The sequence below is a fragment of the Paenibacillus nicotianae genome (assembly GCF_042681745.1).
GTDB classification, from domain to species: domain Bacteria; phylum Bacillota; class Bacilli; order Paenibacillales; family Paenibacillaceae; genus Saccharibacillus; species Saccharibacillus nicotianae.
The window spans coordinates 182,788-207,955 of the sequence record NZ_JBHUGF010000009.1 but is presented as its reverse complement, the minus strand read 5'-3'; the positions used below and the strand labels follow the sequence as shown (position 1 = coordinate 207,955).

Below are 25,168 nucleotides of genomic sequence, written 5' to 3'. Positions count from 1 at the left end.
TACATGAAAAAAGATATTCACGTTGTGTTCTTACTCCAAAAGAATACAGTGAATATCTTTTTTTATTCAAGGGGAACAAACCTAGTAAAATCCAGTTATACCGTTAAATAGTGAAAAAAAGCGAAGGTAAATATAGGAATAATAATCGATTTTTGTCGAATAGTAGTAAAAAGTACCTAATTGTTAAAAATAGTATTGATCAGACCGTAAATTGGCACTATAATGAGTCAGAAGTCCTACATTAATAAGTGTTTTAGAGAAAGGAAGGGGAAAAAATGCCTAAGAACGATCTAGTTTCTCTAGCGAGACAACTCGACATCGTGTTCAAGGAGCTTGAAAATGAATTAACCAATCTGGATTCGGGTACTGTATTTATTCAGATTCGTAACAACACAGTTGGTAAATTCGGTATTAAACACAACCCGATCGCAGGAAGAAATGGGGAGTGGAACGGTCCAGAAGAAGGATTAAGCAGTATTCAGATCAAATCGTTTCGACAAATGGCAATTGAATCGCTAAAATTCAAAAATCATTGGACGCATGGGGAAATCAGTTACGAATTTGCTATTCGTAAAGGAATGATTGCGGTCGATACTACGATTGAATCCAACTATAATATGGCTAACCATATGATTCGCTATCCAAGAGCTACATACAGCGAAGTACAATCCGAGTTGTCCTAATATAGACTAAGCAAGCTTACAGCAATATATTCCCATCATTATTCAGATCATCATGTTTACTGCACTCATACCTTATATTTTATAGAACTCTACAGAAGTACGACGTGAATCTGCACGTCACTATATATTCGATGAATCTTTATAAGAAGGAATAGCAATATAATAGCCATACGAAAAAAGATGACTCCGATAAGAGTCACCTAGGCGTGTAGATACTTATGTAACAATAAGTGGTCTGCACGTTTTTTCGTTATGACAGCGTGATTTGAAATCTGTGATATTATCCTAAAATACTATTTTTATTTGAGTTGAGTGTACTTTTCAATCACATCCATTTGTAGACTAAATTCGACAGGCTGTGCAGGAGCAACATCAATTAAGCCTGTAAAGTCTTGTGAATGTGTAGAGTTGGCTGCATCTGGCAATGTGGTATAAGGCTCAATACATAAATATTGATCACTTTCACCTTTGGTATAGAGTACCCAATATTTGAAATAATCAGGATCAGCCGAATAACGAATACCATAACCATCATCACGAGTTAATTCTGCACTGACCGGGCGCTTATCACCGATCCGAAGCAGATTATCCCAGTTGCGATTTGCCATATTCATCCCTGTATTTAATGCTTCCCATTCATCTAAAGGCACGACTTCGCCTGTAGGAATCTGTTCAGCATCTTGAAGCAATTGATCGCTAACCGGAATCTTCAATGTCCAACGCTGTGGTTCACCATCTAATAAGAACCACGTATGTAGACCGAATCCAAATGGAGCAGGTGTATCGCCCAGATTGGTTATTTTCATACGTTGCATTAGTGAAGTACCTTGTAATTGTAACGTCATTTCTAAGCGAAGTGGAATAGGATATTGGCGCATCCAGTTCGGATCATCGGCTGTTAATAATTCAGTTGTAATCGTGCAACCTTCATCATTTTCATCAATATCAGATACACGCCATGCCTGGGTACGGTGCAATCCATGAATATGATTGTCATTGGCTGTATTTTGATCAAATTGATATGTTGTTCCACTATATTCAAAATGTCCACGACGGATTCGTCCAGGTGGCATCAGCATAGGCATGCCAAAGTGATACGGTTTTTGCAAATAAAAATCAAGATCACTTTCTTCCGGGCGGCGCAAAATCTCACGATTTTCTTGCAAGTCGCGAATGCCGATAACATTGTTACCAAGTCTTGGAAGCAATGTGACTTCTAACTGCTGACTTTTCAAAATATACGTGTCATAACCGTTCCATGTTCCTTTGGTTACTTTCATGGCGCTGCTCCCTCTTTCTGCATCGAAATATACATCCATGATAACAGATTTTGAGTGAAATTGGGATTTGACAATGTCAGATTTGCCAATTATGATGAGATCTAAGAATACGATGACAGAGAGTAGTAAGCAAAAAGAGCTTCTTCAGAAAGCTGATGGATGATGCGAATCAGCGGGGAACTTTTGCCGAATGGACTCTGGAGTGCTGTGCTGAACCAGACATCTGCAATACAATTGCGATGCGTCTGTAGTAGGTAGGTCGGTGGTTCGCCGTTATCGGAACACATTCAAGATTGAAATAATGCTTATAGCGTATATCCATATACGTCTATATTATTTTGATGAATAAGGGTGGCACCACGGTCACACGTCCCTTGCAGGATGTGGGCTTTTTTTGTTTTCTAAAATAAGGAGGAACAATACATGAAAACCGTATTATCAGGCATTCAACCAAGTGGTTTGTTAACTATTGGTAACTATATCGGTGCAATGAAAAACTTTGTGGCACTACAAGAAGACTATAATAGTTACTTTATGGTGGTGGATTTACACGCGATTACAGTTGCTCAAGAACCAGCAGCATTACGCGAAGCTTCAGAATCAGTAGCAGCATTATACTTAGCAGCAGGACTTGATCCGGTAAAAGCAAATATTTTCTTACAATCACATGTTCCTCAACATGCAGAACTGGGATGGATTATGACGACACTTGCAGCTATGGGCGAGTTGGAACGGATGACTCAGTTCAAAGATAAGTCAGAAGGTAAAGATTCGGTAGGAGCAGGATTATTTGTATATCCAGCATTAATGGCAGCAGATATCTTATTGTATAATGCCGATTTGGTTCCTGTAGGTGACGATCAGAAGCAACATTTGGAATTAACGCGCGATCTAGCAGGACGATTCAATCATCGTTTTGGAGACTACTTTACAGTGCCAGAACCATTTATTCCAAAAGTAGGCGCACGTATTATGTCACTGGATGACGGTACGAAAAAAATGAGTAAAAGTAATCCGAATGTAGGTAGCTTTATCGCGTTACTAGATCCACCGGATGTCATTCGCAAAAAGTTAAGTCGCGCGACTACAGATTCAGGACGAGAAGTGATGTATGATCCACAGAACAAGCCGGAGATCAGTAATTTGATGAGTATCTATTCTCAATTCTCAGGGCTTAGTCTGGATGAAATAACAGCTAAATATGAAGGACAAATGTACGGTGGATTTAAAAAAGAATTAGCAGAGGTTGTCGTTGCAGGTCTAGAACCGTTACAACAACGTTATCGTGATATTCGTGAATCAGGAGAAGTGCATCAAGTTCTCCGCCAGGGTGCTGAAAATGCACAAGCCGTAGCGGAGAAAACATTGATAGCTGTAAAAGAACGCATGGGCTTTTTACCTGCGCAACGTTAATTTACAATAAGAATAGCAGTATGCTACACAGTAGGTGTTCCTGCTTGACGTTGACGTTTGGCTTTGGTGACAAATCCCCAACCGATATTACCGATAGCAACAACACCGAGCAATATTGCTAACCATGCAGAATAAGAGATAGCGATTGCACAAAACATTAACAACACAATAGAAGAGACGGCAAACCACAGCGAAAGACCTTTACTCATGATGGATAGCCTCCTGAATGATATGGTCCGATCATGCGGACATATGCTTGAATAATAACTACTTTCTATTGTGCCTGAGCATACTATAAGGGTCAAGTCTCATTCTGAAATGAAATTGATGATATGGTCATAGCCAGATAAAGTAATACTTGTAAAAGCCTGTACTTTCGGTAGAAATATCGAAGTACAGGCTTTTTTAAATTCTAATTGATTATTATTCTCAATTGTGTTGAAATAAGAAAGTGTTATTCCTAAATAGAGATGATCGATGGTTATAGGAGGTTTTTACAGACACGACTATGAATAGAATGAAAAGTATACAAGTTAGTTTCTTGTTTCTCGTTGCACTGATTGTGTTGGTGTTATCGATATTTATTGCTGTGTCTTATGGCGCCAAATCATTACCATTGGGAACGGTCTGGAATGCTGTATTTCATTATGATTCTACTGTGACTGCTCATCAAATCGTATATGATATTCGCTTGCCGCGTGTATTGGGTGCTGTTTTTACAGGGATGGCATTTGCAGTCGCCGGGGCTTTGATGCAAGGGGTCACTCGTAATCCTATGGCAGATACAGGCATACTTGGAGTAAATGCAGGAGCGGCTTTTGTAGTAGCATTATGCTTTGCTTTTTTGCCTCAATTATCGTATTCGTATTTGATGTTGTTCTCGTTTGTAGGAGCAGCGCTTACTACCCTACTAATTGTAGTGTTGGCTTCATTTACACCAGGTGGTCTGAATTCTTTGAAGTTAACGGTTGCCGGGGCTGTGATTGCGGCGATGTTACATTCATTAAGTACAGGGATTGCACTCTATTTTGGATTGAGTCAGGATCTGGCTTTCTGGTATGCAGGCGGTGTATCTGGTGTGACATGGGAACATCTTCATCTATTGATCCCTATCGTAGTCATAATTATTATCTGGAGTATCACTATGGGACGTTCTATTAGTTTTCTAGCGTTAGGCGATGAGACGGCTGTGAATCTAGGTATTCGTACAAAATGGGTAAAAGTACTGGCAATGATAGCGGCTGTTATGTTAGCAGGTTCTTCTGTAGCTGTTGCAGGTTCGATCAGTTTTGTAGGATTGGTTATTCCTCATATTGCCAGACGCTGGATCGGTGTGGATTACCGGCTAGTGATTCCATTCTCCGCATTGTTAGGTGCTATTTTATTAGTGTGGGCGGATTTCGCTTCACGAATAGTGAATCCACCGCAAGAATTTGCGATTGGTGCTATGGTAGCACTCGTTGGGGTGCCATTCTTTCTTTATTTAGCTCGTAAAGAAGGAAGGGGATTATAACTATGGATATTCAACAGTTGCATAATCGCAAACAACGCCGCGCACTCTGGATGATGAGTATTATGATGGTTGTAGCTGTCATTATCGTATTAATAAGCCTAAATACAGGCTCAATCCGGTTATCGCCGCTCCGTGTAATGTGGACATGGTTAGGGCAAGGCTCCAAAATTGAGAATCTTATTATGTTCCAGTATCGGCTTCCGCGTATTTTAATCACTATTTTGGCAGGGATAGGTCTGGGAGTTGCCGGAGCTGTTCTACAAGGTGTGTCCCGTAATTCACTTGCTGATCCAGGCATATTAGGGATTAATGCCGGAGCAGGATTTGGATTGATCATTTTTGTTTCTTTTTTCCGCACAATGGAAGGTTCGATTGCTTTGCTGATTCCTTTATTTACCTTTGGCGGAGGGGTATTGATTGCTTTAATCATCTTTATGTTATCGTATGACAGACAGCGAGGTTTGCTTCCTATTCGTCTGATTTTAGTAGGGATCGCTGTGGCAGCCGGTATTAGCGCGATTACTTTATTGCTCTCGTTGAAATTAGATCCAGATACCTATGCTTTTGCGGCAACATGGTTGGCTGGAAGTGTATGGGGTAGAGATTGGATTCATGTCTGGTCTTTACTTCCCTGGATCATTATATTAGTTCCCTGGGTATATCTACGTTCCAAAACGCTAGATATGTTTGTATTGGGAGACGAGATTACGACAAGTCTAGGTAACTCTACAACGAAAAGCCGCATAGTGTTGTTATTACTAGCGGTGGGATTAGCTTGTGCCAGTGTTTCTATGGTGGGCTCAATTGGATTTATCGGCCTAATTGCTCCGCATATTGCAAGACAATTAGTAGGTGCTCGCCATCAATATATGATGCCAGTAGCCGCGATGATTGGAATGATTATCATGCTCAGTGCGGATACGATCGGACGCTCGATTTTCCAACCGAATTTTGTACCAGCAGGAGTTGTAGTGGCACTGATAGGCGGCCCTTATTATATTTATATTTTATTTAAAAAAACAGTCTAATAACAAAGTATTCACTCAACAATGATTGAATACATATGATGGAGGAAATATCGGATGAATATCAAAAATAGTATGGTAACAAGTGTGTTTATAACAATAATGATCCTGTTAGCAGCATGTGGACAACCGGCGGCTTCTACAACGTCTTCGTCTGCTCCTGAATCTTCTTCCAGTATGGTAAAAGAAGAAAATGGAGTTATCGTACATGATGCCAAAGCCAAAATTGCTTCTATGTCGATCCATATTACTAATAACCTGCTAGCATTAGGTATCCAACCGGCTGGTTCTGTTATCGGTGGAGATGTGAAAGACTTTTTACCACATGTAGCCGATCGTCTTAAAGGAACAACAAAATTGGGAGTTGTGACTGACCCTGATATGGAAGCATTACTTGCTCTACAACCGGATGTTATCTATATCGATAAAGAATACTCCGGTAAAGATCTTGCCAAATTTCAGCAAATTGCACCTACAATTGTGATAGATATGGATAAAGGAACATGGCAAGATCAGCTTAAAGAAATAGCTACACATGTAGGGCTTGAAAAAGAAGCGGATACATTTGTTGCACAGTATGAGACAAAAGCAGCCCAAGTCAGCACATTGATTCATACCAAATTAGGCGCAGACGCTAAAGTGATGGCGATTCGAATGACGCCTAAAGAATTACGTGTGATGAGTACAGCGCGTCCGCTAGGGCCGATTATGTTTGAAGATCTGAAGCTGAAGATGGCAAATGGATTAGATCAACTTTCAAAAGACGAGCCATATGAAGTCATTTCCAAAGAAGTTTTGCCTGATTTTGATGCAGATGCGATCTTTGTGATTATTAGCAAAGGTAATGATGCACAAACGAATTTTGACGAATTGGAAAAAAATCCATTATGGCTTAATCTCAAAGCCGTTAAAAACAAACATGTCTATGTATTGGATGGACAAAAGTGGCTTGATTATTCTTCTTTAGGACAACAAATGGCATTGGAAGATGCAGAGCAATTATTTAACAAATAAATGTAATCAATAGCAGATAATCCGTAAATAAAAAACCTCTAATCAGAATCTAGTCATATCCAGCATCTAACGCTGTATATTTTCTAGATCAATTAGAGGTTTTTTTCTAGTCTATTATTTAGTGATCAGCGTTAGCCTACATGTAGACCTAAACGATCATTCATTTTGTCAGGGCTTAACCAGCCTACATAAGAATCAATCGCATTATAATTACGATCCATAACCACTACGCCTACAAAAGGATATTGACGACGATGGCGATAACGAACATCTGCCCAACGAACAATATAACCAGTTGATGTTTCTTCTACTTCTGAGACGGTATACGATGAAAAATAAAGCAAAGCACGAATATCGCGATGTTGGCGAGAAGCTTCAATGGCTGGATGCTCCATCGATTCAATATAGTCTGCCCAGATTAAGCGATCTGGACTGTACCATCCCATTCGATAACTGCCATCTTTTTTGGCATGAACCACATGCCAGCGACGCAATGAAATCGTTGGAATCAATACATAATGTCCATCAGGTTCAGGAGAACGACCGTTTTCAATATCCAATTCTTCTACTTTTTTCGTTAAAACAAAATGAGTCACTGTACGCCATACATAATAGAGTGCAATTACTACATAAAGGGTAATGAATAATGGAGCAGGTGCTACTAGACCTGTAATCCATAACAATAAAGCAAGGATATGCGTACTGAAGATAAACGGATCAAAAATATTAATAATATTCCATGATATCCACGTATCACTAAATGGTCTGACCGCTTGTGTTCCATACGTATTAAATAGATCGGTAAATACATGCACCATCACAGCAATAGCTGTCCATAGCAGTACATGCCATATGCCGGCTGGATGGATCAACAGCGATGTACCTACACCAATCAACAATATCCATAACGCCATAAAAGGAAGCGAGTGCGACATTCCTCGATGATTGCGTATATAAGTTGCGTTATCTTTGAATCTCAAAATCGTATCAAAATCCGGTGCTTGTGAACCTACAATCGTAGCTACCATCACAGCAATAGCTAATCTTGGATCAGAAGCGACTACAGGATCCACATAAGCAAGTCCAGCAAGTCCAAATCCCATAGCAAAATGGGTGGCAGTATCCATTACAATTTCTCTCCTTTAGCGCTTGGCAGTAAAAGCGCGACATCTTCTGATGTGATAAAAAATGATTTTTGTGAAACAAAATATCTTACGATAAGCGCTTGGCAGTAAAAGCGCAACATCTTCTGGTGTAATCAAAAAGCTCTATACTTTATTGATATCGGCAACATTTTCAAATGGATTATAGCTATTTTACATGATATACGTAATATTTACCTGTTCAGATTATGATAAACCAATTGTAAAAAGATGAATCTCAGACCTATCAAGCAGTCTGTCAATAATTTGTCATAAACGGTGCTACAACAATGAATCCAAAAGACTTTTAATAATAGGTATGATAAAGTGAATAGTACCTATGGTGTATTCGGCAGGGCATGTGTCCCTATTTTAAAGAAAGATTGTATGCTTTGCAAAATTGATGTTAATGGTATTACAAGATATTGCGCTTACAAAGTTAAGCGCTAGGGAGGAACATATCAGCGTGGATAAACAAATCAGTTACCAGACTTCTTCGGATTCCACCACATCTTCTACCGAACCTTCCCCTTCAGATCAACCGGTGACTTGGAGAGATTTTGTAACGCTTGCCAAGCCAGGCATTTTGAGATCGAATCTGATTGCAACGTTTGGTGGATTTTGGCTAGCTTCTGGTTGGAATGTGGATTATATCCATTTATTATGGACATTATTGGGCACGATGTTAGTCATGGCGTCTTCGTGTGTATTTAACAATTATTTTGATCGTGAACTGGATACCAAAATGATACGGACACAAGATCGTATACTAGCCACACGTCGTATCTCGCCTTCTATCGTGCTCTGGTATGCGATTATATTAGGGATACTCGGATTAAGTGTCCTAACCCTATTTTCAGGTCTGCTTGCAGCCGCATTTGGTGTGCTTGGAATGGTTGTCTATGTGATTATCTACACGCTATGGCTAAAGCGTTCATCTACATGGAGTACGTCACTTGGCGGGATATCAGGAGCGATGCCACCGGTTATTGGGTATGTAGCAGTTACCAATCATGTTGATCTGGGTGCATGGTTACTATTTGCAATGTTATTCTTATGGCAACCACCACATTTCTGGGCATTAGGGATTCGTCGTGTAGAAGAATATCGAGCAGCAGGGTATCCTCTTTTGCCAGTCGTTAAAGGAATCAAGCGCACAAAATATCAAATGCTTCCCTATATTGCTCTGTTAATTCCTATTCCTATTTTGATGTATATGTACAACTATACAGGTATTATTTTTATGATCGTATCGCTTATACTGTCTGTGTTGTGGTTCGGGATGGCAGTAGCCGGATTCAGCAAACAAGATAATGACAAATGGGCAAAAACTGCTTTTATTTTTTCGATTAACTATCTGACGATTAGTTTTATTATGATGATTATAGATACTGTTCATAAAGGATAATGTTCTACCTATATCTAATACTGTGTACAATCATAAAAAAGAACACCACAAGAGAGACAACTCTATGCGGTGTTCTTTTTAATAGATAATTGGATAAATAATATACTCTTCCAAGCCCGCCTTTTCCAATTGAGCGACAAGATATTCATCTGGTGTGCCTTCCACACCAGCGTAACCACGTCGGGTATACAGATGAGTGGCATCTGGAAATGTATCGCGCAATACACCGCGGATTTTTTTACCAGCAGGATCGTTGTCCATAAATAAATACACTTCATCATGTCCGATTTGTTTGCGTAGCTTTTCTAATTTCAAAGCATTGAGTGTGCCAAATGTACATTCTATGCTTACTTCTTCTTTTAATAAGTGACGTAAACGACTACGATCATTTTTGCCTTCGACAATAATATGCATCGTATTTTCTCCTCTCTATCATTGTAATAGATCAAAAGATAGCTTCCTACATAAAGCGATCTAGAGTGTTTGCTGACATATCATCAATACATCTTGTATAATGAACAAAGATTATAGAATAGGGTATGTATTATTACACAAATGAATTCATCATGAAAAATGAAAGTTGGAGGTTAGAGTTATGGATTGGCAAGTATGGAGTGAGTTTTTTAAGCAAAATTGGCTAATCATTCTGGTTGCCTTAATTATACTATTTCTAGTTATTAATCTGGTTAAAACGGTGATCAAATGGTTGATCGTTATTATTATTGCTGTCGCTTTATTTATATACAGTGGAATTTCTATGGATCAGATTAAAGATACGGTATCCGGTGTAACTGAACAGACCCTTTCTGCTTTGCAACAAGAAGCAACAGAAGTGATGAAAAAAGAAGCCGCTGACGCCAAATTTGAAAAAAATCAAGATGGGACATATACGATTCGCACAACCAATCTTGAAGTATTAGGAACGCCAGGCAAAAGCACAGTAGGTGTTACTTTCCGCGGTGTGTCTTTGGGTGAATGGGATGTGAAGGGAACGATGAAATCTTTTATTGAAGAAGCTAAATCGAACGCTAGCACATCAGGCAACCCTTCTTAAATAGCATGATCAAAATGTAGGGGGACCTGTATGACAATGAATGAACTATCCACGTTTTTCGATAGCAGTCCAGTATCGGTTTTGATATATGTCATTATAGTATTCTCCATTATTCAAGGGATACGTCATGGAGCAGTACGTTCTGCAGGTCGGTTGTTATCGTGGGCTGGACGCACGTTGTTGACCGTTTTGGCGCTTGTACTCGCTGCTCCTTTTGCATTGTGGGCTTCTCCTTATGTGCAGTCTTGGGCGCAAAGCGTATCTTCTGTAACACCGGAAGGTCAATTGGAATGGTGGCGTGAAATGTATTATTCAGCGATTTATTTAATTTCTGAATTTTCTTTATTGCGCTTTATTGTGTTATTTGTGTTGAGCTATGTGGTAGCAAGTATCGCTTTTTCATTGCTAACCGTCTTGCTTTTACCTGAAAAATGGAGCCGGAATTCTATGATGGCAGAACCTAAACGTTCTTCATGGTGGAATCGTCTAGCAGGTGGAGGTATAGGGCTTCTTAACGGAGCGGTTCGATCTATTATAGTCATTTTGATTTTATTTATTGTTGTCAGCTTGTATCCAAGCACCACAGTAACTTCATACGTAGAAGGTTCTGCTCTGTATCGACAAAGTGTAACAACTGTGATTAAGCCGTTGACTGGTTCTTTTGTAGCCGATACATTACCTGTGTTTACCAGTGCAGTGGAAAAAGAACTAACCGGTATTTTTCAACGGAAATACGATGTGGTTGATCGTAGTATTCCATCAGATATTGAAGATGCGGCGGCAGCAATTGTAGCCAAAGGAACTAGCACTGAAAGCAAAGCTCGTTTGTTATATGAATGGGTAGGTTCCCGGGTGACCTATGATTATAGTAAAGTCGAAAATTATGAGCAACGCGGAATCTGGCATGAGCAAAATCCTGAAGAAACATTTGCTACTCGTAAAGGGGTATGTATCGATTATGCTCGCTTGTATGCTGTGATGGCACGTTCTCAGGGAATCGATGTAAGAGTCGTTACAGGTCTTGGTTATAATGGACAAGGTGGTTATGGCCCTCACGCGTGGAATCAAGTGTATTTGCCTGATTCAGAGAAATGGGTTCCGCTTGATCCAACATGGGCTTCAGCAGGAGATTGGTTCAATCCACCCAAATTTGCAGAAACACATATCGAGCAAAGTGTGTTGTAAAAGAGCGAAAATATTCAACAGCAGGTTGTCTATGGTATGATAAAAAAGTTCAAATGTCGCCTCGTTTTATAGTTGATGTACAGAATGATAGGCATCATGTAGTGCCGTAAGAGAAAGGGAAATGTTACAACATGAATAAATCGGGTATGGACGATTCGTCAAAGCGCGAGTTGAAAAACCAACGTCAGTTTTCGATTCGACTGAATGTGTTTTTCTTTGCGACCTTTATTATTTTTAGTGTGTTAATTGTTCGTCTAGCGGTATTGCAGTTTGTAGAAGGGCCAACGTTAAAAGAAAAAGAAGCAAGTATTTCAAGTAAAAGTACGCCTATTCCACCGATTCGTGGCAATATTATGGATGCATCCGGTGAAAAGATTGCTTACTCTACGTCGTCTCAGTCCCTCTATTTTACTTTGGAAAAAAACTACTCTTTAGAAAAAAATAAAGAAGAATTATATGGTATCGTGAGTAAACTTAAAAAAGTATTTAATCAATACGGTAAAAAAGAAGAAACGATGACAGCAGATCAGATTATCGAAGCGATGGATATTACGTATCGCAAAAACTTTGGTTATACGCCACGTCGGATCAAAAAAGATTTAACCAATGAGGAGATTGCTTATTTCCTTGAACATAAAGATCAATTTCCAGGTATCGAAATTGTAGAAGAAAGTGTTCGACATTATGATACCGATCGTGTCGCTGTGCAAACTGTAGGTTACTTATCTTCGTTTGCCGGTGTGCGGAATACAATGGATCATTATAAAAACAAAGCGAGATTAGAAGATCCGCAAGAAAAATATCTAGATACCGAATTTGTAGGTGTGGATGGTATAGAGTATGCGTATCAAGATGATCTACGTGGTAAAAATGGTCTGAAAACTACGCCTGTTAATGCAATGAATATTGCAAGCGGTCGTACAGAATTGACTGCTCCTGAAAAAGGGAATAACGTCTGGATGACCATTGATAAAAATGTACAAAAAACAACGCAACAAGCGATTACCGATCAATTATCTTTTCTTCACTCTTACCGTAGCGGTTCATCCTATGCTCCTAATGCACAAACAGGATATGCAGTAGCGATGGAAGTCGATACCGGAAATATTGTCGCTATGGCAAGTATGCCTGATTACGATTCCAATGTATGGGAAAGTATGACGGACGACAAATATAAAGATATTCAGCATTATTATGCTAACGGAGCGATTCGCGAAGTATATCGTGAAGGACATGCTTCTTCGATGGTATTGATGGGTTCTGTTATTAAGCCTTTGAGTGTATTGATAGGATTAAAAGAAGGATTGTTCACTCCTTATAGTGGTTATCAAGATATTGGATTTGCGCAGTTTGGTAAAGCAGGTTATGAAACCAAAGTACGTAACTCTAGCAATCACGTATATGGTTATTTAACTCCTTCTACAGCGATCGAACATTCATCGAATGCATTTATGGTCGATATGGTTGGTAAAAAGCTATATACCAAATATGGTGGCGAATCTATCAATGTCTGGGATAAATATATGAAAGAATTTGGTCTGGGCGTATCTACGAAAAGTGGACTTCCTTATGAAAGTGATGGCTCAGGCGAATATATGAATCTTGAAGCCGCAGGTAGTGCGCAGGCAGCGATGGCGTACGCTTCATTTGGACAACAAGGAAAATATACAACATTGCAATTGGCACAATATGTAGCAACGTTAGCGAATAAAGGCACACGTCTTAAACCTCAATTGGTAAGCAAAATTACCGATGCAGAAGGCAACATTGTACAGAAAACAAAAGCACAAGTTGTGAATCAAATTGATTTCCCAGATTCATACTGGTCTGCGATTAAGTCAGGGATGAGAAGTAAAGTATCTGGATTTGATGGTTTCCCGTATGATTATGCTCGTAAAACCGGTACATCTCAGCAATCGGTATATGGTCATTTAGTGGATAATGGTGTATTTATCGCTTATGCTCCACGAGATAATCCGAAGCTTGCAGTAGCAGTTGTTATTCCAGAAGGTGGATTTGGTGCGCAAAGTGCGGCTCCAGTCGCTCGTAAAATCTTTGATGCTTATGATCAAGAGTACGGATTAGACGGTATTCCGAAAAAAGTATCAGAAGCAAAAACAACAGATCAAGCAGCAACTACAAGTAACAATTAATGGTAAAAGTAAATCTGTATGTTCTAAATATGTGTCAGCAGGTTCCTTTCGATAAGGAACCTGCTTTTTTGTTATCTTTTTGTAGTCTACATCTCGTTAACATATGTTAAAATGAAGAAAGAACAACATTATATGGAACGAAATACATAGGAGGTTCAACAACCCGAATGAAAAAGTGGAATGATCAATCATCAGAGGACCTCGAAGTCAGTCATCGGAAGCAATTTTCGGTGCGTTTGAATATATTCTTTTTCTCTGTTTTTGTTATTTTTAGTGTGCTTATTGTGCGGTTGGCTATTTTACAATTTGTAGAAGGTCCTACATTGAAAGAAAAAGAAGCTTATGTGGCTAACGACATCACCCCGATTGTTCCGACACGAGGTAATATTTATGATGCTACAGGAACCAAAGTCGCTTATTCGCTTTCAATGCAATCGTTGTATTTTACACTGAACAAAGATTATCGCTTGGATAAAAATAAGCCGGAATTATACCAAATTATTGGTGATCTCAAACGTGTATTTAATAAGTACGGTGATCCTGATCGGAAAATGACAGCCGCAGAAATTGAAAAAGAAATGGATATTAAATATATTAAAAACTACGGCTTCACTCCACGCCGAATCAAAAAAGATTTGAGTAATAGTGAAATCGCTTATTTTCTTGAACACAAAGATCAATTTCAAGGGATAGAAGTAAGAGAAGAAAGTGTACGTGAGTACAGTAAAGATCAGTTGGCTGTACAGACAGTAGGTTATCTTAAAGCATTTTATGGTGTGAAAACTTCAATGAATAAATACAAAAATCGTGCTCGATTAACAGATGAAGAATCTCGTTATATAGATACTGAATTAGTAGGTGTAGATGGTCTTGAATATACGTATCAAGATGAACTTCGCGGAACTAATGGTGTGAAAAAAACACCGATCAATGCACTGAATCGTGTCAATGGACGTGCTACATTAACACCTCCTGTTAAAGGTAATAATTTGTGGATGACCATTGATAAAAATCTACAATTAGTTGCTCAACAAGCGATCACAGATCAACTTGCATATTTACATTCATATAGTAGTGGGAATGCTTACGCACCTAATGCACAAACAGGATATGCAGTAGCTATGGAAGTCGAAACAGGGAATGTGGTAGCTATCGCAAGTATGCCAGATTATGATTCGAATATCTGGGGAAATGCTCCTAGTCAAGACCAGATCAACGAAATTCTGTCTCGCTCTGCCAACGGTACAATTCGAGAAGTATATCGAGGCAAAGGTGCTTCATCGATGGTTTTGATGGGTTCTGTTATCAAACCATTAAGTGTATTGATTGGAATGGAAGAAGGACTATTCACACCGTATGCTGGTTACTCGGATCGTGGGTCTGCGAAATTCGGTAAAGCCGGTCATGAGACTCCTGTACGTAATGCATTAGGAGAAGTACTTGGTTATTTAACACCTACAACAGCTATACAGAAATCATCAAATGCTTTTATGGTTGATATGGTCGGTAAGCGTTTGTATAACAAATACGGTGGAGAATCAGTTAACGTTTGGGATAAATATATGAAAGAATTCGGACTTGGTGTAACCACACAAAGTGGGCTTCCTTATGAAAGTGAAGGTCGGGGAGAATATCTAAATCTTGAGGCCGCAGGTAGTGCACAGGCAGCGATGGCATATGCTTCTTTCGGACAGCAAGGACGTTATACAACATTGCAATTGGCACAGTATGCAACAACACTTGCGAATCGTGGTAAACGTCTCAAACCTCAATTTGTAAGCAAAATTACAGATGCAGAAGGTAACGTTGTCAAAAAAATTAAACCAGAAGTATTAAATACCGTAAACTTCCCCGATGAATACTGGAATACTGTTATTCAAGGGATGAAAAGTAAAGTGCCTGTATTTGAAAATTATCGTTATGATGTTGCTCGTAAAACAGGTACATCTCAGCAATCTATTTATGGTAAGTTAGTCGATAACGGGGTATTTATTTCTTTTGCTCCGCGTAATAATCCGAAATTAGCTATTGCTGTAATGATTCCTGAAGGTGGCTTCGGTTCTCGAAGTGCGGCTCCAGTCGCTAAAAAAATCTTTGATGCGTATGATGAATATTATGGATTAGATGGAGTACCTAAAGGTAAAGCAGTAACCGAAGAAACAACAACAGAATAGAAATTAAAAAGTAAAAGCAAGGGGCAAATTAGCCTCTTGCTTTTTTTTGCGCTCTACTTTAAAATTTGCACAAAGGAAACATTATTTCCTTATATAAAAATATAGTCATATAAGAAAAATAATTGCTTCAATGTAAGATTTATCGTTTAGATTATTGGTATATAAAGATGGAGTATTTTGAAATGATAGGAGGATCATATATGTCGGTTAATCGTTCCAGATCATCATGGGCACAAGCATATTTAATTCATAAGCGTCATCGGAAATCAGGTATATCTGCTCCGTTATATCAACGTATCATATACGGAATCAGTATCGCTGTAATTGTATTGATTCTTAGTGGATGTACTACGATTCAGGGAGCTGTTGATGATTCACCTTCTTTTGAAGAAGGAGGCAAATTACGAATTACAGCAACAACAGGCATGATTGCTGATGCGGCTCGTGAAGTAGGTGGAGAGCATGTGACAGTGACCGGATTAATGGGTCCTGGTGTCGATCCTCATATGTACAAAGCTTCGCAAGGAGATATCCGTAAGTTAGATGATGCTGATCTCGTATTGTATAACGGATTGCATTTAGAAGGTAGTATGACCAAGATTATGGAGAAAATGAGTAAATCTCGTCATGTGGTTGCTGTAGCTGAAAATATCGATCCTGCACAGCTTCGCTACAGTGAAGATGGAGCGACCGAATATGATCCTCATATCTGGTTCGATGTGAACCTTTGGATGAATGTTACACAGACAATAGAAGCAGCATTGATTGAAGCCGATCCTGCACACGAAGCTGATTACCGTCAGAATGCTACTCAATACTTAACTGCATTGAATGAATTGCATCAGGAAGTACAAAGTAAAATCGCCAGTATTCCAGAGTCTGGTCGAGTGTTGATTACAGCTCATGATGCTTTTGGATATTACGGTGATGCTTACAATATCGAAGTCAAAGGATTACAAGGGATTAGTACAGCCGCAGAATATGGCTCTAAAGACGTAAGTGATCTACGAAATGAACTGGTTGAGCGTGGAATCAAAGCGGTATTTGTAGAGTCTAGCGTGCCTTCTAGATCGATGGAAGCTATTATTGCAGGTGCTCAATCGATGGGACATACCGTTGAAATAGGAGGAGAATTATTCTCGGATGCGATGGGTGAAGCAGGCACAATCGAAGGAACTTATATCGGCATGGTACGACACAATACAGATACGATTGTAGAAGCGCTCAAATGATATAGAGGATTAACACATTTCAATCTTTTATTACACAAGGAGGTCTATGTATGACAAGTTCTGCTTTTACCAGTATTCGTGTAACAGATAATGATTCCCAATCGTTACCTCTTCAAGTCTCGGGACTGACTGTAGCTTATCACAAAAAACCGGTTATACAGGACGTATCATTTTCATTAGCACCCGGACGACTTATTGGTCTGATTGGGCCAAATGGAGCTGGCAAATCCACATTGCTAAAAGCATCCTTAGGCTTAGTTCCTGCAATCGCAGGTCATGTCAAAGTATACGGCAAAACATATCAACAAAATCGTAAAAAAATCGGCTATGTCCCCCAACGTGAATCGGTGGATTGGGACTTTCCTACAAATGCTTTAGATGTTGTGTTGATGGGCACGTATGGACGATTAGGTTGGTTCCGTCGTCCTGGCAAACATGAACAGGAAACAGCAATGGAATGTCTGCGCAAAGTAGGGATGGCGGATTATGCACAGCGACAGATTAGCCAATTGTCTGGTGGACAACAGCAACGTATTTTTTTAGCTAGAGCTTTGGCTCAACAAGCTCAATTGTATTTGATGGACGAACCTTTTGCCGGAGTCGATGCTACCACAGAGAAAGCGATTATCTCATTGCTAGAACAACTCAAAGCCGAAGGTAAAACAGTTCTGGTTGTTCATCACGATCTATCGACAGTAGAAGATTATTTTGACGATGTATTGTTGCTTAATCGTACCTTGATTGGTGCAGGCGCAGTAAAAGATATCTTTACTGCTGACATGTTGCAAAAGACATATGGCGGCAAAATGGCAGTGTTGCAAGGTAAAGAAGGCGTTGTACTTGCGGGAAAATAAGCGCTTATCATGCCAAACGCTGAATGTAAGATCTTTTGCAAAGCAAAAATCATATTTGATTGGAATAGAAGAAGTCGCACTTATGGTGCTAAGTGCTAGATGTAAGATATTTTGCTCAGCGAAAATTATGTTGGATTGAAATACAAGAAGTCGCACTTATCATGTCAAGTGCTGGGGGTGAGGAGAGTATATGTGGAATACGATAGGGGCTTTGATACTTGATCCGAATGTGCGCTGGATTATTGTCGGTTGTATGTTACTGGGATTGAGTAGTGGAGTGATTGGTTCCTTTATGGTTTTACGCAAGCAAAGTTTGATCGGAGATGCACTGGCTCATGCGGCTTTGCCGGGGATTTGTATTGCTTTTATGTTGAGTGGTGTGAAATCGACAGGTGGCTTTTTTATAGGCGCATTAGTTGCTGGTGTGATCGCTACATTCGGTATTCGCTGGATCACACAATATTCACGTATCAAGCAGGATGCGGCAATGGGGATTATTTTATCTTTCTTTTTCGGAGTAGGGGTATTGTTACTAACTCATATTCAACATAGCGGAGATGGAGGACAAAGTGGGCTGGATAAGTACTTATTTGGACAAGCGGCTTCTATGATGCAAAGTGATGTGTATGTGCTTGCAGGCATTAGTCTATTGATGATTGTAATCTGTATCGCTTTATTTAGACTATTTAAATTGATCAGTTTTGATCCTGGATTTGCACGAGGAATGGGATTGCCGGTTGCTTTTTTGGAGCAGTTATTATTGCTGTTGACCGTTATTATTGTAGTCGCAGGGATTCAAGCCGTTGGTGTAGTCTTGATGTCTGCATTATTAATTACACCTGCGATTGCTGCACGCTTTTGGACAGATCGTCTGCATATTATGGTTATCCTATCAGGTATATTCGGAGCGCTTAGTGGACTGATTGGAACACTGTGGAGTGGGATGGTATCTCAATTGCCAACAGGCCCGGTTACGGTGCTTGCTGCTACTGTATTTTTTGCAATTTCTGCACTAGGTGCTCCAAGGCGTGGATGGTTAGCCAAGCTATGGTCGCGTAAGCAGACCAAAGACCAATGGCATCGTCAAGGAGGAATAAGCCATGAGTAGTGATTTTTGGATTATATTAACGGCTTGTCTGATGTCAGCGGCGTGTGGGCTACTAGGTTGTTTTCTTATTTTGCGTAAAATGGCATTGATCGGCGATGCGATTAGCCATGCAGTATTACCTGGAATTGCGATCGCTTTTCTACTCAGTGGCACACGAGATTCGTTAGCGATGATGATTGGGGCGACTGCTCTTGGATTGCTTGCTGTATTTCTGATTCAATGGTTGCAAAATTCAGGCATACAATCGGATGCGTCGATTGGGATTATTTTTACAGCACTCTTTGCGATAGGTGTTATTATTATCAGTCTCAATGCTCGTAATATTGATCTGGATCTCGACTGTGTATTATTCGGTGAAATTGCTTATGTGCAATGGGATACGTGGACAGCCAACGGTATCGATATGGGGCCACGTTCGGTCTGGATGTTAGGATCAGCATTATTGATTATTTTACTGTTACTGGCTTTATTTTATAAACAATTCAAAATTTCAGCTTTTGATCCTGCGATGGCTGTTGCTTGTGGGATTCCGGTGATGTTATTCCATTATTTATTAATGGGGATGGTATCGATGACTTCTGTTGCTTCGTTTGAAAGTGTTGGAGCGATACTGGTTGTAGGTATGTTGATTATTCCTGCTTCTACAGCTTACTTGCTTACAGATCGTCTGGGTAGAATGTTGATGTATAGTGTACTTACAGGAGTCGTGAGCTCTATTATTGGTTATTATACAGCATATGTGCTTAATGCTTCGATTGCAGGCAGTATTGTTACTGTAGCAGGTATATTGTTCGGATTTGCTTTTGTATTTTCTCCGAAGCATGGAATATTGATGCGCCGATTACGTCAGCGACGTTCTAACAGAACAGTGATCGCTGAATAAGGATTGTACTAACAAAGTGTGAATCTATGCTCTTTAATCATCTTGTAAGTATAGAAAGTGAAGCAACATCATCGGTCTACACATGAATGTAAACAATTTGCAAAACATCCTGTAATATTGCAGGGTGTTTTGATTATTTTTCACATGTAATTTACAAAAGCTTTTGTGACCGCTATAACATCTATGTTAAAATGAGCCTGATATACCTGATGATAACTGACTGACTCTACTAGATAGCATACACATAACAATAGAAATAGGAATGAAGAAAGGGACGATATGACAAAATGACAACACGTAAATATAAGTTACTCGCTTTAGATATGGATGGAACATTATTAAATGATAATCATGAGATTACACTGGAAACGATTAAATGGATTAATAAAGCGATGGATGAAGGTATCCATGTATGTCTATCTACAGGACGCGCAGCTCATAGTGCAATGCCATATGCCGAGCAATTAGGCTTAGATACTCCGATGGTAACTGTAAATGGTAGTGAGGTCTGGAAAGCTCCTCATGAGCTTCATCGCCGTACACTGGTTGATCCTGATCTGATTCGTCAAATGTATGAATTAGCTATTGAAAAAGATGTCTGGTTCTGGGCATATACAGTAAAAGGTCTGCATAATCGTGATAACTGGTTAGAAGAAGGTACAGACCTTACAAGTATTGAATGGCTCAAATTCGGCTACAATACAGAAAACGATGAACTTCGTTACCAGATTTTGATGGCATTACAGGATATGGGCGGACTTGAGATTTCCAACTCGTCTCCACATAATCTGGAGATCAATCCACTCGGTATTAACAAAGCGGCTGGTATTCAAGAAGTGTGTCAGTTGCTCAATATCGATATGTCTGAAGTGGTTGCTGTAGGTGATAGCTTAAACGATTTAGCCGTTATTCAAGCAGTAGGTCTAGGCGTAGCAATGGGCAATGCTCAAGAACCTGTAAAAGAATCAGCAGATCTAGTCGTAGGTTCTAATAATGATGATGGTATTGTCGAAGTGATTCGCGATTATATCCTTGTCTAAAAAAAATTATGCAACGCGTTAAGCTTTCTTCGAGTATATATGTATAGAAAGATTACTGGGAGGAGTGAACCCTACCGATGGAAATTCTCGGTTGGAGCTTAGTCATTATTTTATTTATTGTCGGTATTGCAGGTGCTATCTATCCTGTATTGCCGGGCGCGTTAGCTATTTACTTTGGCTTTTTCGTGTACGGATGGTTTTTCTCATTCGCTGAATATAATGTATTTTTCTGGATTATTCAGACATTGATTGTAATTGTACTGTTTGTTGCAGATTACATTGTCGGTGCGTATGGAACCAAAAAGTTCGGCGGAACCAAGCTCACCGTTATTTTATCGACGATCGGCTTGATTATAGGGCCATTTGTAATTCCTGCGTTTGGTCTAATCTTAGGCCCGTTGATCGGTGCAATTCTTGGTGAATTGATTTCAGGTAAAGATTTTCAACAATCGCTCAAAGCTGCCTGGGGTACGATGCTTGGATTATTCACCAGCATGGTAGTCAAGATTATTTTGCAAATCGCGATGATCGTTATTTTCTTTATCTGGATTTTTGTATTTTAAAAAATAACCCGCATTGCTTAGATGACTATAGGTTGTCTATAATAGAGGTTGTTGAAAAAGCCCAAGACCGGAAGGCATTTCAGCCTTCCGGTTTTTTGGTATGGTTGAGATCGGGCGTGAGAAAAGGGGAACCGTTTTGTCTAAAACAGAGTCATTTGTTAGAGGAACCGTCATATTAGCGGCTGCTGCTTTAATTGCACGCGTGCTAGGTTTGGTACAACGTGTACCGTTAGAGCATATGTTAGGTGTAACAGGGAATGCATCGTTTACAGTAGCTAATAATTTGTATTTGATGTTATTGGCAGTAGCAACAGCAGGTATTCCAAGTACACTGAGTAAAATGGTATCTGAACGTTATGCACTAGGTAGACCGGCAGAAGCACAACGTATTTACTTTGCAGCGTTGTTATTTGCAGGTGTGATTGGTGTGATTATGACAGTAGGTTTGTATATTTTTGCACCATTTTTTGCTGTGTATAGCTCCAAAGTGCCTGAAGCGATTTTAGCTATTCGAGCTATTGCTCCGTCTTTATTACTGTTTCCGATGATTGCGATGATGCGCGGTTATTTTCAAGGACGTAACTTAATGATTGCAGGCGGTATTTCTCAAATTGTGGAGCAGATTGCACGTGTGTTTACCGCTATTTTGCTAGCTTATATTATTTTACAATTAGGGTATGGCGGGGTCGAAGCTTCTGCCGGTGCTTCTTTTGGTAGTGTGCTTGGTAGTATAGGTGCATTTGCGGTCATGATCTACTATGCTTTCAAAATGCGTAAACAAGATCAATTAGAAGGTATCGATGCTAGATCAGACAAAGATCATGCAGTCATTCCATTAACACAAATTTATGGGGATATTTTTAAATTATCGATTCCTATTGTGCTATCGTCATTAACGATTCCAGCCGTTTATTTTATCGATAGTATATTGGTCAAACCTTTATTAATTGGACAATTAGGCGATGCTATGGCTACCAATGTGTTAGCAATTTTGGGAGCTAGAGCACAAAGTGTAGCAGGGATTCCACCGATTCTGGCTATTGCACTGAGTCAATCGCTAATTCCAATTATTTCGGCTGCGTTTGCTAGTCGCAAAATGGAACATTTGAAAAATCAAATTACTTTAGCGTTGCGAATTTCTGTACTTACCGGTGTTCCGATCGTATTAATTTTCAGTACAGCAGCATATTCGGTCAATGGATTATTATTTAGTACGCAAGAAGGAGCAGGTATTATTGCTGCTTTAACGCTGGGTACGATTTTCCAGATTACTATGATGACGACCAATTCGATGTTAATCGGGATTAACAAAGCGAATTTATCGATGGTGCATGTCATGATTGGTATCGTTGTTAAATTAATAGCTAGTTTTGCTTTAGCTCCGTTTATTGGAATCTACGGCATTATTGCAGGAACCGCATTATGTTTTATTACGATTACATGGATGAATATTCGTTCTTTACGCCACATTGTGACTTTCTCTGTGTTAGGCAACCGTTGGATCGGATTTATAGTGACAGTGGTCGTACTAGGTGGTATCGGTCTATTACTGAATCAAGTCGGTATTGTATTAACAGCTTATATGAATGATCGGGTTGCATTTTTTATCGGTTGTTGTATGGTAGGAATAGCGATATTATTGGTATATCCTGTTATGCTTGTTCTGCTAAAAGTGGTTCGAGCGAATGAACTGGATTCATATCCAAAAGTATTGCGTAAAGTTTTCCGTCCATTAATGCGTCTACAAAAGAATTAGGAGGAATAGCACAATGCAACTTATTAATAGTAAAGAAGATTTCACTGCCGTTACTCACTCTTCGCAGTTAACAGTCGCTGTATTCAAAGCAGACTGGTGTGGAGATTGCCGATATATTGATCCATTTATGCCTGAAGTAGAAAGTCAGTATGCAGATCGTCTAACGCTTGTAGAGGTAGATGTGGAAGCAACAGGTGATGTGAGTCAAGAACAGAACATTCTCGGTATTCCAAGCTTTGTCGCTTATGCGAACGGCAAAGAATTAGTACGCTTCGTGAATAAAGCACGCAAATCTCGCGAAGAAATCGAGCAGTTTTTGGATCGCGCTGTGGCTGTCTATCAGACGTTGACTACATCAACAGTGGAATAAAAAGAATGTATATATAAATGCTTACTAACCACCTGTTTTTATAAAGGGTGGTTTTTTACTATGTAAAATATCATTTGTTTGTTGACACGGTTCTGTCATAATACAAGGATTGATCATTTTTTGTCACAATCCAGTGGTTCCGTCTATTTTGCAATCAGGTATACTAAAGTAGGACATAAATATTGTGTAACTATCATATAAAATAGCGGGTGATTCTCTAAATGGCAAGAAAGTTCAGAATAACAACTACACATCTAAAATGGTTGAGCTTTGTCACCTGTGTTGTTATGTTTTTGGCAACAATGGGGGGACTTGTAGTAACCAAATCAGGTTCAGGACTCGGTTGCGGAACAGAATGGCCATTATGCCATGGTAAATTTGTACCTGCGTATACGATTGCTTCACTGATCGAGTATTCGCATCGAGCGATTAGTGCTCTAGCAGGATTCACAGCATTATTTTCTTTTATTGGTTTTATCTTTTTTAATAAGCATCGTGAACTTAAAGTATATGCATCGTTAACCTTACTATTTGTGTTAGTACAAGCAGCTATGGGTGCATTGGCTGTTGTATTTTCGCAATCTGCTCCAATTATGGCCTTACATTTCGGATTTGCAATGATTGCTTTTGCTAGTTCGTCGATGATGGCACTTGGTGCAAGGCGGATGGATCAGCAAAAAGGAGATTTACCGATTCCAGATGAACCACCGGTGAGTAAAGGGATGCGTAATCTGACATGGTTCGCAACGATCTATACGTACATGGTGGTGTATACAGGAGCCTTTGTAACGCATACCAGTTCTAGAGGTGGGTGTTCAGGTGTATTACTATGTAATGGTTCAATTTTACCGGAATTATCTGGTGGAGTAGCTATTGCATTTCTTCATCGCGTAGCAGCATATAGTTTGTTAATCGTGATTGCAGTATTAGCGCACTATGCGTACCGTCGTCATCCGTATAATCCAGGTATTCGTAAGTTAGGTGTAACTGCAATTGTATTTATTATTATGCAGATTCTGAGCGGTATGTTGAATATTGTAACGATGAAAATCCCTGAATGGTATTTCTTCTCCAGTATGTTGCATACGTTGTTGATTCAGATTTTGTTCGGTGTGTTATGTTATATGAGTGTACGAGTATGGCAATTAAGTCGTGGTACACGTGGCAAATTAGGACAAAATGTATAGTAGTAGCACCATGTGGTAGAGCTTCAAAAAGGGAATACACACCAAATTATTAGTGTCTTATGAACAAATGATGAAGAATTTCTAATTTCCTTAGGAAATATTCATTTTTGCTTTGACAAAGAGTGTGAAGT

General features: G+C 39.4%; 23 protein-coding genes and 1 other annotated feature. Of the genes, 19 read left to right on the top strand and 4 right to left on the bottom strand.

What is annotated here, in order from left to right; all coding sequences use genetic code 11:
* Nucleotides 1–275: 275 nt before the first annotated feature.
* Nucleotides 276–683, top strand: a complete 408-nt coding sequence (locus tag ACFSGI_RS04095; RefSeq protein WP_204826851.1) for an O-methyltransferase — start codon at nucleotides 276–278, stop codon at nucleotides 681–683.
* 299 nt (nucleotides 684–982) lie between these two features.
* On the opposite strand, the gene ACFSGI_RS04090 is transcribed toward ACFSGI_RS04095, so the two are convergent.
* A complete protein-coding gene (locus tag ACFSGI_RS04090; protein ID WP_204826850.1) occupies nucleotides 983–1,963 on the bottom strand; it encodes an aldose 1-epimerase in 981 nt (326 codons plus the stop codon).
* A 103-nt stretch (nucleotides 1,964–2,066) separates the two neighbouring features.
* Nucleotides 2,067–2,341, top strand: a binding site (T-box leader).
* Nucleotides 2,342–2,386: 45 nt separating this feature from the next.
* Between ACFSGI_RS04090 and trpS the strand changes: the two genes are divergently transcribed.
* On the top strand, nucleotides 2,387–3,376 hold the full coding sequence (gene trpS, locus ACFSGI_RS04085; protein ID WP_204826849.1) for a tryptophan--tRNA ligase: 990 nt from the start codon (nucleotides 2,387–2,389) through the stop codon (nucleotides 3,374–3,376).
* Nucleotides 3,377–3,399: 23 nt separating this feature from the next.
* Here trpS and ACFSGI_RS04080 read toward each other — a convergent pair whose 3' ends face one another.
* Nucleotides 3,400–3,585, bottom strand: coding sequence for a hypothetical protein (locus ACFSGI_RS04080; RefSeq protein WP_204826848.1), 186 nt, complete (start codon nucleotides 3,583–3,585; stop codon nucleotides 3,400–3,402).
* A 308-nt stretch (nucleotides 3,586–3,893) separates the two neighbouring features.
* Between ACFSGI_RS04080 and ACFSGI_RS04075 the strand changes: the two genes are divergently transcribed.
* Genes ACFSGI_RS04075 through ACFSGI_RS04065 form a run of 3 tightly spaced genes read left to right on the top strand, consistent with a single transcriptional unit; the run spans nucleotide 3,894 to nucleotide 6,928 of the window.
* Nucleotides 3,894–4,889 (top strand): FecCD family ABC transporter permease, encoded by a 996-nt coding sequence (locus tag ACFSGI_RS04075; RefSeq protein WP_379282500.1) that lies wholly within the window; start codon nucleotides 3,894–3,896, stop codon nucleotides 4,887–4,889.
* A gap of 2 nt (nucleotides 4,890–4,891) precedes the next feature.
* Nucleotides 4,892–5,917 carry a FecCD family ABC transporter permease gene (locus tag ACFSGI_RS04070; protein ID WP_204826846.1) on the top strand — a complete coding sequence of 342 codons (1,026 nt, stop codon included), beginning with the start codon at nucleotides 4,892–4,894 and terminating at the stop codon, nucleotides 5,915–5,917.
* 60 nt (nucleotides 5,918–5,977) lie between these two features.
* A complete protein-coding gene (locus ACFSGI_RS04065) occupies nucleotides 5,978–6,928 on the top strand; it encodes an ABC transporter substrate-binding protein (RefSeq protein WP_379282526.1) in 951 nt (316 codons plus the stop codon).
* A gap of 131 nt (nucleotides 6,929–7,059) precedes the next feature.
* On the opposite strand, the gene ACFSGI_RS04060 is transcribed toward ACFSGI_RS04065, so the two are convergent.
* Nucleotides 7,060–8,055, bottom strand: a complete 996-nt coding sequence (locus tag ACFSGI_RS04060; RefSeq protein ID WP_204826845.1) for a metal-dependent hydrolase — start codon at nucleotides 8,053–8,055, stop codon at nucleotides 7,060–7,062.
* A gap of 481 nt (nucleotides 8,056–8,536) precedes the next feature.
* On the opposite strand from ACFSGI_RS04060, the gene cyoE reads away from it, so the two are divergent.
* Nucleotides 8,537–9,478, top strand: coding sequence for a heme o synthase (gene cyoE / locus ACFSGI_RS04055; protein ID WP_379282498.1), 942 nt, complete (start codon nucleotides 8,537–8,539; stop codon nucleotides 9,476–9,478).
* A 78-nt stretch (nucleotides 9,479–9,556) separates the two neighbouring features.
* Here the strand turns inward: cyoE and ACFSGI_RS04050 are convergent, their stop codons facing one another.
* Nucleotides 9,557–9,892 carry a toprim domain-containing protein gene (locus ACFSGI_RS04050; protein WP_204826843.1) on the bottom strand — a complete coding sequence of 112 codons (336 nt, stop codon included), beginning with the start codon at nucleotides 9,890–9,892 and terminating at the stop codon, nucleotides 9,557–9,559.
* A gap of 181 nt (nucleotides 9,893–10,073) precedes the next feature.
* Between ACFSGI_RS04050 and ACFSGI_RS04045 the strand changes: the two genes are divergently transcribed.
* From ACFSGI_RS04045 to ACFSGI_RS03985, 13 genes are all read left to right on the top strand, one after another.
* On the top strand, nucleotides 10,074–10,532 hold the full coding sequence (locus ACFSGI_RS04045; RefSeq protein ID WP_204826842.1) for an ATPase: 459 nt from the start codon (nucleotides 10,074–10,076) through the stop codon (nucleotides 10,530–10,532).
* A gap of 30 nt (nucleotides 10,533–10,562) precedes the next feature.
* Nucleotides 10,563–11,717, top strand: a complete 1,155-nt coding sequence (locus ACFSGI_RS04040; protein ID WP_204826841.1) for a CvpA family protein — start codon at nucleotides 10,563–10,565, stop codon at nucleotides 11,715–11,717.
* Nucleotides 11,718–11,848: 131 nt separating this feature from the next.
* Nucleotides 11,849–13,870 (top strand): peptidoglycan D,D-transpeptidase FtsI family protein, encoded by a 2,022-nt coding sequence (locus ACFSGI_RS04035; protein ID WP_204826840.1) that lies wholly within the window; start codon nucleotides 11,849–11,851, stop codon nucleotides 13,868–13,870.
* Between the two features lie 167 nt (nucleotides 13,871–14,037).
* On the top strand, nucleotides 14,038–16,044 hold the full coding sequence (locus ACFSGI_RS04030; protein ID WP_204826839.1) for a peptidoglycan D,D-transpeptidase FtsI family protein: 2,007 nt from the start codon (nucleotides 14,038–14,040) through the stop codon (nucleotides 16,042–16,044).
* A gap of 200 nt (nucleotides 16,045–16,244) precedes the next feature.
* Nucleotides 16,245–17,276, top strand: coding sequence for a metal ABC transporter solute-binding protein, Zn/Mn family (locus ACFSGI_RS04025; protein WP_204826838.1), 1,032 nt, complete (start codon nucleotides 16,245–16,247; stop codon nucleotides 17,274–17,276).
* Nucleotides 17,277–17,326: 50 nt separating this feature from the next.
* Complete coding sequence (locus tag ACFSGI_RS04020) at nucleotides 17,327–18,130, top strand: metal ABC transporter ATP-binding protein (RefSeq protein ID WP_204826837.1); 804 nt, start codon at nucleotides 17,327–17,329, stop codon at nucleotides 18,128–18,130.
* 190 nt (nucleotides 18,131–18,320) lie between these two features.
* Nucleotides 18,321–19,238 carry a metal ABC transporter permease gene (locus ACFSGI_RS04015; protein ID WP_204826836.1) on the top strand — a complete coding sequence of 306 codons (918 nt, stop codon included), beginning with the start codon at nucleotides 18,321–18,323 and terminating at the stop codon, nucleotides 19,236–19,238.
* The gene (locus ACFSGI_RS04010; RefSeq protein ID WP_204826835.1) at nucleotides 19,231–20,121 is read left to right on the top strand and encodes a metal ABC transporter permease; all 891 of its coding nucleotides are present in this window, start codon (nucleotides 19,231–19,233) and stop codon (nucleotides 20,119–20,121) included. The genes ACFSGI_RS04015 and ACFSGI_RS04010 overlap by 8 nt, the downstream gene beginning before the upstream one ends.
* 287 nt (nucleotides 20,122–20,408) lie before the next feature.
* On the top strand, nucleotides 20,409–21,161 hold the full coding sequence (locus tag ACFSGI_RS04005; protein ID WP_204826834.1) for a Cof-type HAD-IIB family hydrolase: 753 nt from the start codon (nucleotides 20,409–20,411) through the stop codon (nucleotides 21,159–21,161).
* Nucleotides 21,162–21,238: 77 nt separating this feature from the next.
* Entirely contained in the window at nucleotides 21,239–21,724 is a 486-nt protein-coding gene (locus tag ACFSGI_RS04000) for a DUF456 domain-containing protein (RefSeq protein ID WP_204826833.1), read from the top strand.
* 136 nt (nucleotides 21,725–21,860) lie between these two features.
* Nucleotides 21,861–23,480, top strand: coding sequence for a putative polysaccharide biosynthesis protein (locus tag ACFSGI_RS03995; protein ID WP_204826832.1), 1,620 nt, complete (start codon nucleotides 21,861–21,863; stop codon nucleotides 23,478–23,480).
* A gap of 13 nt (nucleotides 23,481–23,493) precedes the next feature.
* Complete coding sequence (locus tag ACFSGI_RS03990) at nucleotides 23,494–23,850, top strand: thioredoxin family protein (RefSeq protein WP_204826831.1); 357 nt, start codon at nucleotides 23,494–23,496, stop codon at nucleotides 23,848–23,850.
* Nucleotides 23,851–24,089: 239 nt separating this feature from the next.
* On the top strand, nucleotides 24,090–25,037 hold the full coding sequence (locus tag ACFSGI_RS03985) for a COX15/CtaA family protein (RefSeq protein WP_379282524.1): 948 nt from the start codon (nucleotides 24,090–24,092) through the stop codon (nucleotides 25,035–25,037).
* The last annotated feature ends 131 nt before the right edge of the window (nucleotides 25,038–25,168 follow it).